This is a genomic window from Pseudomonas sp. NPDC089408 (assembly GCF_044749445.1).
Classification (GTDB): Bacteria; Pseudomonadota; Gammaproteobacteria; order Pseudomonadales; family Pseudomonadaceae; genus Aquipseudomonas.
The window spans coordinates 61,306-73,945 of the sequence record NZ_JBIVHY010000012.1 but is presented as its reverse complement, the minus strand read 5'-3'; the positions used below and the strand labels follow the sequence as shown (position 1 = coordinate 73,945).

The 12,640-nt window shown below is 63.8% G+C and carries 11 protein-coding genes and 1 pseudogene; 8 read left to right on the top strand and 4 right to left on the bottom strand.

Going from position 1 to position 12,640, the window contains the following annotated elements; all coding sequences use genetic code 11:
- Positions 1 to 29: 29 nt before the first annotated feature.
- The 8 genes and pseudogenes from ACIP02_RS18995 to ACIP02_RS18960 all read left to right on the top strand — a co-directional run.
- Positions 30 to 287: pseudogene (locus tag ACIP02_RS18995) on the top strand (magnesium transporter CorA); the annotation flags it as partial.
- A gap of 258 nt (positions 288 to 545) precedes the next feature.
- On the top strand, positions 546 to 1,166 hold the full coding sequence (gene ycaC, locus ACIP02_RS18990) for an isochorismate family cysteine hydrolase YcaC (protein ID WP_010951959.1): 621 nt from the start codon (positions 546 to 548) through the stop codon (positions 1,164 to 1,166).
- Between the two features lie 108 nt (positions 1,167 to 1,274).
- Positions 1,275 to 2,093, top strand: a complete 819-nt coding sequence (gene ppk2 / locus ACIP02_RS18985) for a polyphosphate kinase 2 (RefSeq protein WP_400619168.1) — start codon at positions 1,275 to 1,277, stop codon at positions 2,091 to 2,093.
- A gap of 36 nt (positions 2,094 to 2,129) precedes the next feature.
- On the top strand, positions 2,130 to 3,326 hold the full coding sequence (locus ACIP02_RS18980) for a monovalent cation:proton antiporter-2 (CPA2) family protein (RefSeq protein WP_400619165.1): 1,197 nt from the start codon (positions 2,130 to 2,132) through the stop codon (positions 3,324 to 3,326).
- A 40-nt stretch (positions 3,327 to 3,366) separates the two neighbouring features.
- Positions 3,367 to 4,473: an AI-2E family transporter gene (locus ACIP02_RS18975; protein WP_400619162.1), complete on the top strand. Its 1,107-nt coding sequence runs from the start codon at positions 3,367 to 3,369 to the stop codon at positions 4,471 to 4,473.
- A gap of 13 nt (positions 4,474 to 4,486) precedes the next feature.
- Positions 4,487 to 6,001 carry an efflux transporter outer membrane subunit gene (locus ACIP02_RS18970; protein WP_400619159.1) on the top strand — a complete coding sequence of 505 codons (1,515 nt, stop codon included), beginning with the start codon at positions 4,487 to 4,489 and terminating at the stop codon, positions 5,999 to 6,001.
- Positions 5,998 to 7,089, top strand: a complete 1,092-nt coding sequence (locus ACIP02_RS18965) for an HlyD family secretion protein (RefSeq protein ID WP_400619156.1) — start codon at positions 5,998 to 6,000, stop codon at positions 7,087 to 7,089. The genes ACIP02_RS18970 and ACIP02_RS18965 overlap by 4 nt, the downstream gene beginning before the upstream one ends.
- Positions 7,079 to 8,089, top strand: a complete 1,011-nt coding sequence (locus ACIP02_RS18960; RefSeq protein ID WP_400619154.1) for a DUF2955 domain-containing protein — start codon at positions 7,079 to 7,081, stop codon at positions 8,087 to 8,089. Before ACIP02_RS18965 ends, ACIP02_RS18960 begins: the two co-directional genes overlap by 11 nt.
- Before the next feature lie 180 nt (positions 8,090 to 8,269).
- Here ACIP02_RS18960 and ACIP02_RS18955 read toward each other — a convergent pair whose 3' ends face one another.
- The 4 genes from ACIP02_RS18955 to pth form a co-directional block, all read right to left on the bottom strand.
- Positions 8,270 to 9,982 (bottom strand): SulP family inorganic anion transporter, encoded by a 1,713-nt coding sequence (locus ACIP02_RS18955; protein WP_400619151.1) that lies wholly within the window; start codon positions 9,980 to 9,982, stop codon positions 8,270 to 8,272.
- A 166-nt stretch (positions 9,983 to 10,148) separates the two neighbouring features.
- Positions 10,149 to 10,619: an OsmC family protein gene (locus tag ACIP02_RS18950; protein ID WP_400619148.1), complete on the bottom strand. Its 471-nt coding sequence runs from the start codon at positions 10,617 to 10,619 to the stop codon at positions 10,149 to 10,151.
- 237 nt (positions 10,620 to 10,856) lie between these two features.
- A complete protein-coding gene (ychF, locus tag ACIP02_RS18945) occupies positions 10,857 to 11,957 on the bottom strand; it encodes a redox-regulated ATPase YchF (protein ID WP_095115861.1) in 1,101 nt (366 codons plus the stop codon).
- A 24-nt stretch (positions 11,958 to 11,981) separates the two neighbouring features.
- On the bottom strand, positions 11,982 to 12,566 hold the full coding sequence (pth, locus tag ACIP02_RS18940) for an aminoacyl-tRNA hydrolase (protein ID WP_009686183.1): 585 nt from the start codon (positions 12,564 to 12,566) through the stop codon (positions 11,982 to 11,984).
- Positions 12,567 to 12,640: the final 74 nt, after the last annotated feature.

Below are 12,640 nucleotides of genomic sequence, written 5' to 3'. Positions count from 1 at the left end.
GGGAGCAGGCGCGCCCGCGAAGAATCCAGCGCGAGGGCTCCCGCTCGACCCGTATCGAGCACGCCGACTCGGCACTGTTGGCGGTGCTCAACGATGTGGTGTTCAACTTTGGCCTGGTGTCGTCGGACATCTCCACCTTGTGGGCCTGTGCCAGCTGCCAATTGTTGGTAAGCGCGCGCCTGCAGCCACTGCATTCAGTGGACAAGCTGCGCTCGTCGGTCAAGCATGGCGAGCGCTTCCACTCGTCTATCGAACTGGGTGAGCGGATCAAGCTGTTGCAGGAAGAATTGCCGCCAAAGCGGCGAGAGTACTGACTTCTCAATCCTGACGCGGTCCTTGTAGGAGCGGCCTTGTGTCGCGATCGGGCCGCAAAGCGGCCCCCTTCGATATCCGCGGCGGAGCTGAAAGCCTAGGGCCGCTGCGCGCCCCATCGCGACACAAGGCCGCTCCTACAGAGACTGCACCCAACCCGACCGGTGGCCCTCCCAGCCCCACATCCTTGCCTACGCTGATACTCCCAACCCGCTAAAGCAAGGAGATCCGCCATGGCCTTCCAATACAAGCGTCTGGACAAGAACAATGCTGCGGTACTGCTGGTCGACCACCAAACCGGCCTGCTCTCGCTGGTAAGGGACATCGACCCCGACCGCTTCAAGAACAACGTGCTGGCCCTGTCCGACCTGGCCAAGTACTTCAAGCTGCCGACCATCCTCACCACCAGTTTCGAGACCGGCCCCAACGGCCCGCTGGTGCCCGAGCTGAAAGAGCAATTCCCCGACGCCCCGTACATCGCCCGCCCCGGCAACATCAATGCCTGGGACAACGAAGATTTCGTCAAGGCGGTAAAAGCCACCGGCAAGAAGCAGCTGCTGATTGCCGGCGTTGTCACAGAGGTTTGCGTGGCCTTCCCGGCGCTGTCGGCACTGGAGGAGGGCTTTGAGGTATTCGTCGTCACCGACGCCTCCGGTACCTTTAACGAACTCACCCGTGATTCGGCCTGGCGGCGCATGGAGGCGGCCGGGGCGCAGCTGATGACCTGGTTCGGCGTGGCCTGTGAGCTGCACCGTGACTGGCGCAACGACATCGAAGGGCTGGGGACGCTGTTCTCCAACCATATCCCGGATTACCGAAACCTCATGACCAGCTACAACAAGCTGGCCAAATAGCATTTGTGGGGGGCTGCGTGGCGCCCCCCCTTTTCAATCGCCAAGCGAAGCGGCAATCCGCCATGAATCGACCATACTGACTCTTCATTCGCCCCCAGGAGAGTGCCCATGTCCAAGTCGCCCAGGAAGAAACCCAGCCAGGACCCGCAGGAAAAACTGGGCGGCAAGGCCTACGAAAAAGAGCTCAAGCACCTGCATGTGGAGCTGGTAAAGCTGCAGGAATGGGTCGTGGCCAAGGGCCTGAAGGTGTGCGTCGTCTTCGAGGGCCGCGATGGCGCCGGCAAGGGCGGCACCATCAAGGCCATTACCGAGCGTGTCAGCCCACGGGTGTTCCGCGTGGTGGCACTGCCGGCACCCACCGAGCGGGAAAAGACCCAAATGTACGTGCAACGCTACCTGCGCCACCTGCCGGCCGCCGGCGAAGTGGTGATCTTCGACCGTAGCTGGTACAACCGCGCAGGCGTCGAGCGGGTGATGGGCTTTTGCAGCGAAGAGCAGAGCAGCAAGTTCCTCACTGTGGTACCGCTGTTCGAGAAGATGATGGTCGAGTCGGGGATCATCCTCATCAAGTACTGGCTGGAGGTCAGCGCCGACGAGCAGACCCGCCGCCTGCAGGACCGTATCAGCGATGGCCGCAAACTGTGGAAGCTGTCGCCGATGGACCTCAAGTCGTACACCCGCTGGGACGACTACACCCGTGCCCGCGACGACATGTTCGCCGCCTCCGACTCATCTTGGGCGCCGTGGTTCATGGCCCACTCCAACGACAAGCGTCGCGCCCGGTTGAACATCATCAGCCATATGCTCACGCGCATCCCCTACAAGGACATCACCGGCGAGCAGGTCGTCAAGCTGCCCAAACGCGGCAAGATCGGCAAGTACAAGGCGGTAGCCTACCCGTTCAAGTTGGTTGAAGAGCGTTTCTGATCCCCTCCCTGCGGGGAGCAGCGAGGGTGCGAGCCTATGCCACATGACGGCAGCCTGTTGCAGGCGACGGTGGTGTTCCTGCTGGCCGTGGTGCTTCTGGTACCGCTGGCGCAGCGTCTGAAAATGGGCGCAGTACCCGGTTACCTGTTGGCCGGTATCCTGATCGGCCCGTCGGTGTTCGGCCTGCTGAACAACCCGGACAATGTCGCGCGCCTGTCGGAGATGGGTGTGGTGATGCTGCTGTTCGTCATTGGCCTGGAGCTTTCGCCGCGGCGCTTGTGGACCATGCGGCGGGCATTGTTTGGCGTTGGCACGTTGCAGGTGGGGCTGACGGCGCTGGTGCTGGGGCTGTTGGCGTACTTTCTGTTTGCCCAGTCAAAAGCGGCAGCCATTGTGCTGGGCCTGGGGCTGGCCTTGTCGTCTACCGCTTTTGGCCTGCAGGTGCTGGCCGAGCGCAGGGACCTGGGCAAGCCACACGGGCGTCTGGCGGTGGCCATCCTGTTGTTCCAGGACATTGCCGCCATCCCGCTGATTGCCGTGGTGCCGTTGCTGGGTGGCAATGTCAGCACCGCCGACGAAGGCGCCTGGCCGGTACTGGCGGTGCTGGCCGGCATTGGTGTGCTGATCGTGTTTGGCCGCTATCTGTTGACCCCGGTGTTCAAATGGACAGTCGGTTCGGGCTTACCCGAGCTGTCGACGGCTACTGCCTTGCTGGTGGTGCTGGGCACGGCCTGGGTAATGGAGCATGTGGGGGTGTCGATGGCGCTGGGCGCCTTCCTGGCCGGCGTGCTGATGGCCGAATCGCCGTTTCGACACGAGCTGGAAACCCAGATCGAACCGCTCAAGGGCCTGCTGCTCGGGCTTTTCTTTGTCGGTGTGGGCATGAGCGCCGACCTGCGGCTGCTGTTCGGCATGCCATGGAGGGTGCTGGGGCTGACCCTGCTGTTGGTGCTGGTCAAGTTGCCCCTGCTGTTTGGCCTGGCACGCACGGCAGGTGGGCTCAACCAGCCCCAGGCCTTGTGCCTGGCGGTGGTGCTGGCATCTGGCGGCGAGTTTGCCTTCGTGGTGTTCAAGCTGGCGCTGGGGCATCAGGTGCTGACTCAGCAGGTACATGACCTGTTGGTACTGGCCATCACCTTGTCAATGGCGGTGGTGCCGCTGGTGATGATGGCCCTGGCGCGGCAGTTGCGGGACGACAGCCCGGCGCCGGCCAGCCCCGAGACAGATCACTGAATCGCGCCTGGCGGGCGCATTGAACAGGCGGAGGTGAAACATGCAGCCGAGTTTCAAGCTGGATAGCGCCCTGTCGCGGGGCTTGCTCGACGTGCTGATCAAGGCGGGCCTGGTGGCTGCCTTGGTGGTGTTCTCTTTCCAGGTATTCCAGCCGTTCCTGGAGTTGATGCTGTGGGCGGTGATTCTCGCGGTAACGCTGTACCCGCTGCATCGGCGCATTCAGCGCGGCACCGGGCTCAAGGACGGCTATGCGGCAACGCTGGTGGTGTTGATCGTGCTGGTGGTACTGCTGGTGCCGATCTATCTGGTGGTGATGTCCATCGGCGAATCGGTGGACAGCCTGGTGACGCTGCTCAAGAGCGGCGCCTGGAGCGTGCCAGCGCCGCCTGAGTCGGTGGCGACCTGGCCGCTGATCGGCCCCAAGGTGCATGCACTGTGGCTGTCGGCCTCGGAAAACATGGCCCAAGTCCTCAACCAGTGGATGCCGCAGCTCAAGGGGGCTGGGCGGACGGTGCTCGGCGCCGCGGCCAGCGCCGGTGGCGCGTTCTTGCTGTTCATCGCGGCGATCATTGTCTCGGGCATCATCATGGCGTTCGGCAAGCACGGCGAAATCTCGGCCCAGCGCATTGCCATACGCGTGTCTGGCGAAGAGCGCGGCAAGCCACTGGCCAAGCTGTGCACCGCCACCATTCGCGCGGTGGCCCAAGGGGTGATCGGTATCGCTTTCATCCAGATGCTGCTGATCGGGGTCGGCTTCGTCATCAAAGGGGTGCCAGGCGCCGGGATGCTGGCCATCGTCATTCTCATGCTGGGGATCGCCCAGGCCCCTGCGACGCTGGTCACGGTGCCGGTGATCATCTATGTGTTCAACGTTGAAGGTTTCACCGTGGCGACCATCGTGTTTGCCATCTACACCTTTGTTGCCGGGCTGGCCGACAACGTGCTCAAGCCACTGCTGCTGGGGCGCGGGGTGGATGTGCCGATGCCGGTGGTACTGATCGGGGCACTGGGCGGCATGGTAGTCAAAGGTATCATCGGCCTGTTCATCGGCCCGGTGATCCTCGGCGTGACCTACGTGCTGTTCTGGCAATGGGTTGCCCTGCAGGTGCCGGAGCAACCGGCACCACCCGCACCACCCGCTGCCTGAGCCAGGGCCTGCCATGCCCAACCGCTGCTATGGCCTGGGGCTGCTGATGGTGCTGGCCGGCTGCACCCAGGTCGGCCCGGACTTCGAGAAACCTCAGGCCCCGTGGCTGAGCAACTGGAGCACACCATTATTGGAGCAGGCCGGGCGCAGCGCTGCGGCAGCGGACCTGCGCCAGTGGTGGGCGGTGTTTGCCGACCCGACACTGGACGCGTTGATTACCGAGGGCGATGCCAACAACACCAACCTGCGCGTGGCGGGCCTGCGTATCGCCGAAGCCCGCGCCCAGTTGGCCGTCGTGCAGACCGGGCGTTATCCACAATTGCAGCAGTTGCGTGCGCAGAGCCTGTACCTGAAGCAGGACCAGTCCGGTACCGCCGCTGCGCGCGACTCGGTGTTCTGGCAGTCCAGCATCGGCTTCGACATTGGCTGGGAAATCGACTTCTGGGGCCGTTTCAGCCGTGCCATCGAAAGCGCCGATGCCGCCTATTTCGCCTCCCAGGCCAACTACGCCGACGCCATGCTGCTGTTGCGTGCGCAGGTGGCTGATACTTACTTTGCCCTGCGCACTGCCGAAGCACGGCTGGATATCGCGCAGGAAAACGCCAAGCGCCAGGCCCGCAGCCTGGAGATTACCGAGCGGCTGTTCCGTCATGGTGAAAACGACGAACTGGACTGGCAGCAGGCGCGCACCCAGTACCTGGCCACCCTGGCCACGATTCCTGAGTTCGAGAACCAGCTCAACGCCCTGCGCAATGTGTTGTGCTCGCTGCTCGGCCGGCCGCCGGGGCCGCTGCCGCAGCTGGACGCCCGCCACGGCCAGTTGCCACTGCCGGACCGCGCCATATTGCAGGACGTGCCCGCCCGCCTGCTGCAGCGGCGCCCGGACATCCGCGCGGCCGAGCAGGCCGTGGCAGCACAGTCAGCGCTGGTGGGGGTGGCCGAAGCCGACCTTTATCCGCAACTGAGCCTGCTCGGCAGTCTCGGCTGGACCTTGCTTTCGGCCAATCATCTGCCCAACACCTTCGACCTGGCGGTAGGCCCGAGCCTGATCTGGAACCCGTTCGACTATGGGCGGCGCAAGAACGCGGTGCGGGTCGAGGACGCGCGCTTGCAGCAGTTGATCGAGTTGTACCACCAGAGCGTACGCGAAGCTGCCCGTGAAGCCGACGACGCGGCCAGTGGCCTGGTGCGTTCGCTGCAAAGTGCGACCATTCGTGACCAGGCCTCGCAGGCCGCACAACGTTCGCTGAACCTGGCCAGCTCGCAGTACCAGGAAGGCTTTGCCGACTTCCAGCGCGTGCTCGACGCCCAGCAACTGTTGTTGCAGCAGCAGGATGGTTACCTGGTTAGCCGCGGCAATGCGGTGAGCAGCCTGGTGAGCCTGTACAAGGCGCTGGGGGGCGGGTGGGATAGCACGCGCCAGCCAATCGACCGCGCTACCCGCCAGCAGATGCAAAACCGTACCGATTGGGGCGACCTGCTCGACGAGCCGGCCGCTGTCGACCCTGAACAAGGTGAGCCGAAATGAGCGACCCCGCAGACGCGCCGCCAGCCCCCGACCGCGGCATGCGCTGGGTGCTGATACTGATCATCGTCAGCCTGGTCTGGTACCTGCTGGCTGACCGCTTTACGCCCTACACCCAGCAGGCCCGGCTGCAAGCCTACGTGGTGCCGGTGGCTGCCGAGGTGGCCGGGCAGATCAAGCGCGTGGCGGTGGGCAACAACCAGGAAGTGCGCCAGGGCGATGTACTGTTCGAGCTCGACCAGGCGCAGTACCGCATCGCCCTGGCCCGCGCCGAAGCTGACCTGGATACCGTGCGCCGGCAGATCGGCGCCGGTACGGCCGGTATCGACTCGGCCCAGGCGGCACTGGTGGCGGCCCAGGCCAACGAGCGCAAGGCCCGCCAGGACGCCGAGCGGCTCAAGCGCCTGATCGATGAAGACCCTGGCACGGTGTCGGTACGCCGCCTGGAAGGCGCCCAGGCCACCCGTGACCAAGCCATCAGCCAGGTGGCGGCGGCCCGTGCCGAAGTCGAGCGGGCGCGTGAGCAGCAGGGTGGGGCCGAAGCCGACAACGCACAACTGCGCAGCGCCGCCGCCGACGTGGAAAAAGCCCGCCTGGACCTGGCCCGCACCGTGGTGCGCGCCGATGCCAATGGGCTGATCACCGATTTGCGCACCGATGTCGGCCACTACGTGGGTGCCGGCAGCCCGATGATGACGTTGATCGCGATCCATGACGTGTGGATAAGCGCCGACATGACCGAGAACAACCTCGGCCGCCTGCGCCCGGGCGCCCCGGTGCTGGTGGTGCTCGATGCCGTGCCCGGCACGGTGCTGACAGGGCAGGTACGCAGCATCGGCTATGGCGTGAGCGTCGGCCAGCCGGCGCCGCCGGGCAGCTTGCCGACTGTGCAGAACAGCCGTGACTGGCTGCGCTCGGCGCAGCGCTTCCCGGTAATCGTCGAGCTTGACCGCGACCAGCTGGCAGACAAGTCCGCGTTACGGGTCGGCGGCCAGGCCGAAGTCATGGCCCTGCCCAGCGACGGCAACCCACTGAACCTGCTGGGCCGCCTGTTCATGTGGCTAATGAGCTGGTTGTCGTATGCCTATTGAGCTGCGCCGCCTGCGCGCCCTTCGCCTGGCCTGGGGCGTGGCGCTGTGCCTGACGGTGAGCTTCGGCATCGGCCTGCCGGTGCCAATCCTGGCACCGGTGTTTGCCGTGCTGTTGCTGGCCATGCGCAGCCAGCCCTTGCCGCTGCGTGCGGCCCCGGCCCTGGCGGTGCTGGTGCTGCTCGCCTGCGGCAGCGGGTTGCTGCTGATTCCGCTGCTACGGCATGCCCCGGTGAGTGGCGTTTTACTGGTGGGCGTGGGGGTTTTCCTGACACTGCGGTACGCGCTGAGGGGCGGTAACGGCCTGTTGGCAAACTTGCTGGTGATCGGCCTGACCATGATCGCCGCTGCCGGTACCAGCAACTTCACCCTGGCGCTGTCGGTGGTCGAAGCGCTGGCCAAAGGCATGCTGCTGGCGGTGCTGGGTACGGCAGTGGCACATGTGCTGTTTCCCGAGCCTGCCGACGCTCCCGCACAGCCGGTGCCACCGCTGCTGGACAGCGAGCATGTCAGCTGGGTAGCACTGCGTGCCACGCTGATCGTGATGCCGGCCTTTCTGCTGGCGCTGATTGCCCCGGACCAGTACATGCCGCTGATCATGAAGGCCGTGAGTGTGGGGCAGCAGGCCGGTGAGACCCGCGCACGGCACGCCAGCCGCGAGCTGATCGGCTCGACCTTGCTGGCCGGGGTGTTGGCGATTCTGCTGTGGGGGGCGCTGAGCCTGTTCGTGCACCTGTGGATGTTCTTTCTGTGGGGGCTGCTGTTTACGCTCTGGCAGGCGCGGCGGCTGTATCAGGCGGTGCCCAACCGCCAGAGTCCGGCGTACTGGGTCAGTTGCCTGACGACCATGCTGATTCTGCTAGGGCAGTCGGTGCAGGACAGTGCCGGCGGGCAGGATGTGTACAAGGCGTTTGCCGTGCGCATGGCGTTGTTCCTGGCCGTGTCTGTGTATGCCAGCGCCATGTTGATCTGGATCGACCGTTGCCGGGTGCGGGTTGCCTAGTTCTTTTCGTCTGCCGGTCGGCTAACGCGGTCTGGTGTAGGAGCGGCCTTGTGTCGCGATCGGGCTGCGAAGCAGCCCCAGGGATTCTGCACAAATGCACAAGTTGCCGGGGCTGCTTCGCAGCCCGATCGCGACACAAGGCCGCTCCTACAAGGGCCTGCTAAGGCCAGTGAAAGCGAGCTAGGGCTGCCAATCAACCCCACTCTCTTCCAGATAAGCATCCACCGCCGCCCCCACTGTGGGATGAAACGCCTTCTCACCCATATGCTCAAACAACTCGAACCGGCGCATCTTGTCCTTCACCGGGTCTTTCATTTCGGCAAACTGCAATTCCACCCCGCGCGCCTCCAGCGCCCGGTCCAGCTCGGCCAGCATGTCCGCCGACGTGATATCGATACTGGTCACCGGCTCGGCAGCAATCACCAGCCGCTGCACCGGGGTTGGCGACGCGTCCACTGCCGCCATCACCGTGCTCTGGAACTGCTCGGCATTGGCAAAGAACAACGGCGCATCCCAACGCAGCAGCACCAGCCCCGGAATACGCCGGGCCTGTGGATAACGTTGCACATCATGGTAACCCCGCAGCCCTTCGGCGCGGCCGAGCACCGCGTGGTGCGGCCGCCAGCCGTCCCACAGGAACTCGATCACCGACACCGCCACGGCAATGCAGATGCCGGGGATCGCGCCGAACACCGCCACGCCGACGAAGCAGGTAACCGACAGCCAGAACTCCCACTGCTGCATGCGAAATATGCGCTTGAGGTCAGCAAACTCGAACAGGCCCAGCGCTGCGGCAATTACCACCGCGGCCAAGGCACTGTTGGGCAGGTGCTGCATCAGGTTGGGTGCCACCAAAAGCAAGAGGGTGACTGCCAACGCACCAATGATGCCGGTAAGCTGGGTTTTCGAGCCCGCCGCCTCGGCCACCGGTGTACGTGACGAGCTACTGCTGATAGGGATGCCCTGGAACAGGCCGGAAGCCAGGTTGGCTACACCTAGCCCAAACATTTCCTGGTTGGGATTGACCGGCATCTTCAGCCGCGCAGCATAGGAGCGCGACAGCACACTGGTATCGGCGAACGACACCAGTGCCACGGCGATCCCGCCCAGCACCACCTCGACCAGATCGATGTCGGTGACCCAGGGGAAGACGAAGCTGGGCAAGCCTTGCGGTAATTGCCCGAGAACCTTGACGCCCATCTGGTCAAGGTTGAACAGGCTCACGGCCAGCGTCGCCAGCACCACGGCGATCAGGATGCCCGGGATGCGCTTGAACGGTTTGAGCAACAGGATCAGCATCAGGCTGCCGGCGCCGACGACAAAGCTTGGCCAGTGCCCTTGGCCGGCGAACAGCGCCTGGCCCAGGTGCCAGAGGTCGCGTAAGGGGCCTTCACTGTCGACCTTGATGCCGAACAGCTTGGGCAACTGGCTGATCAGCACCGTGAGGGCGATGCCGTTCATGTAGCCATAGCGGATGGGCTTGGACAGCAACTCGGTGATAAAGCCCAGGCGCAGCAGCCCGGCGATCACACAAAATGCCCCCGCTACCAGGGCCATCAGGCTTGCAACGGCAATCGCGCGTTGCGGATCGCTGGCTGCGTATTGCACGACCACCGCCAGGATCGGCGCGGCCAGCGCCGAGTCCGGGCCCAGCACCAGGATGCGGCTGGGGCCGAACAGCGCGTAGGCCAGCAGCGGAATGATGGTGGCGTACAAGCCATAGATACCGGGCACCCCGGACGCTTCGGCATAAGCGATGCCCACCGGTACCAGCATGGTGGTGAGCACCAGGCCGGCGGCGATGTCTTTGGCCAGCCAGGCGGGCTTGTAGTGGAGCAGGGTGACCAGGCCGGGCAACCAACGTTGCCAGTCGATGCGAGGCGATTCGGGCATGCTGCTGGCTCCAGCGGGGAGGGTGCTGAGTCACAGCTTAGATGCAGAAAAGCGGGGCCGCTTTGCGGCCCATTCGCGGCTAAAGCCCCACAGGTACTGCGCTGGCTGTAGGAGCGGCTTTAGCCGCGAACACCGGCAACGCCGGTGCCATCCACTCCAACATCACCTACGCAACTGTCATCACCGCCGCGCACTCCACCGGAAAATTCACCGAGTTGGCCACAAAGCACTCAAGGTGTGCATCCTTATGCAGCCGCAAGGCAACTTCTCGGTCCGAGCCCGTACTGATGGTCACCTGCGGGCGCAGCAGCACATGGGTAAAGCGCCCCTTGCCATGAGTATCACCTTCCACCATGCGCCCAATCGGCCTGTCGACGTACGCCAGCACATTCACACCGTTCACTGCGCACAGGTGCAGGTACCACAGCTTGTGACACGCCGACAGCGACGCCACCAGCATGTCTTCCGGGTTCCAGCGCTGCGGGTCACCACGAAATGCCGGGTCCGCCGAGCCCGCCAGGGTGGCCTTGCTCGGCGCTTCAACGTTGAAATCGCGGGTGTAGGCGGTGTAGCTGGATGTGCCATTACCCTTGTTACCGGTCCAGGTCACCTGAACTTCATACTGGTGTTCCTTCATCGTTCCTCCTTGGATAGATTTGCCTGTTGGGCACATGCTTGTGCTGCCTTCAAGTGGGCGCAGTCCCTGTGGGCTTTAGCCGCGAACACCGGCGTAGCCGGTGCCATACACCGCGTTGGATTCTTCGCGGCTGAAGCCGCTCCTACAGGGTGCGCGCCCCGCTTGCCAAAGGCCAGAAAAAACAAAACCCCTTGAGGCATTGGCCTCAAGGGGTTTGTGGGTACAGCAGGCTACCGCTTAGACGTTGAAACGGAAGTGCATCACGTCGCCATCTTTAACGATGTAATCCTTGCCTTCCAAACGCCATTTACCGGCTTCCTTGGCACCGCTTTCACCCTTGAACTGGATGAAGTCGTCATAGGCCACCACTTCAGCGCGGATGAAGCCTTTTTCGAAGTCGGTGTGGATAACCCCGGCCGCTTGCGGTGCGGTGGCGCCGACGCGTACGGTCCAGGCGCGTACTTCCTGCACGCCGGCAGTGAAGTAGGTCTGCAGGTTCAGCAGCTCGTAACCGGCGCGGATTACGCGGTTCAGGCCAGGCTCTTCCAGGCCCAGAGCCTCGAGGAACATGTCTTTTTCTTCGCCGTCATCCAGCTCGGCAATTTCCGCTTCGATCTTGTTGCACACCGGCACCACCACCGCGCCTTCTTCCTCGGCGATGGCCTTGACCACATCAAGGTGCGGGTTATTGTCGAAGCCGTCTTCGGCGACGTTGGCGATGTACATCACCGGCTTGCTGGTCAGCAGGTGGAAGCCACGGATAACGGCCTTTTCGTCGTCAGCCATGTTCTTCATCAGGCTGCGTGCAGGCTTGCCTTCGGTGAAGTGCGGAATCAGTTTTTCCAGGATGGCCTTTTGCGCCAGGGCTTCTTTGTCGCCGCCCTTGGCGTTGCGGGCAACCTTCTGCAGTTGCTTCTCGCAGCTGTCGAGGTCGGCGAAGATCAGTTCGAGGTCGATGATCTCGATGTCACGCTTGGGGTCGACGCTGTTGGAAACGTGGATCACGTTCTCGTCTTCGAAGCAGCGCACCACGTGGGCAATGGCGTCGGTCTCGCGGATGTTGGCGAGGAACTTGTTGCCCAGGCCTTCACCTTTCGAGGCACCGGCTACCAGGCCGGCGATGTCGACGAACTCCATGGTGGTCGGCAGGATGCGGTTAGGCTTGACGATCTCAGCCAGCGCAGCCAGGCGCGCATCGGGCATTGGCACGATGCCGCTGTTCGGCTCGATGGTGCAGAAAGGGAAGTTCTCCGCCGCGATGCCAGACTTGGTCAGGGCGTTGAACAGGGTGGACTTGCCGACGTTGGGCAGGCCGACGATGCCGCAATTGAAACCCATGGGTATTCCCCTCTCTAAAGGAAATCAGGCCTTCTGGCTGTGCAGCTCGCGCATCGCCTTGGCGAAGTCGCCGGCAAGCACGTCCGGCAGCACGCCGAGGGCAAAATCGATGCTGGCGTCGAGCTTCTCCTGCTCGGCGCGCGGTGCGCGACCCAGGACGAAGTTGGAGACCAGTTTGGCGTCACCCGGGTGGCCGATGCCAAGCCGCAGGCGGTGGAAGTCGTTCTGGTTGCCGAGCTGCGCAATGATGTCGCGCAGGCCGTTGTGCCCCCCATGGCCGCCGCCGCGCTTGAGCTTGGCAACGCCCGGAGGCAGGTCGAGTTCGTCGTGCGCCACCAAAATTGCTTCCGGCTTGATGCGGAAGAAATTGGCCAAGGCCGCCACGGCCTGGCCGCTACGGTTCATGTAGGTGGTGGGGATCAACAAACGAACGTCGTTGCCCTGATGGCTGAATTTAGCCGTCAGGCCGAAATATTTTTTGTCAGCGGTTAGCGAAACACGCTGGGCGCTGGCAATGCGTTCAACGAAAAGAGCCCCTGCGTTATGCCGGGTCTGTTCGTATTCGGGGCCGGGGTTACCCAGGCCAACGATCAACTGGATGGCGGTCACGTCAGGGGCTCTTCCTTGGAGTTGGTGGGTTACAGTGCGCGCGGCACTGTAACCCGATCAACGCCGGCGTGCGA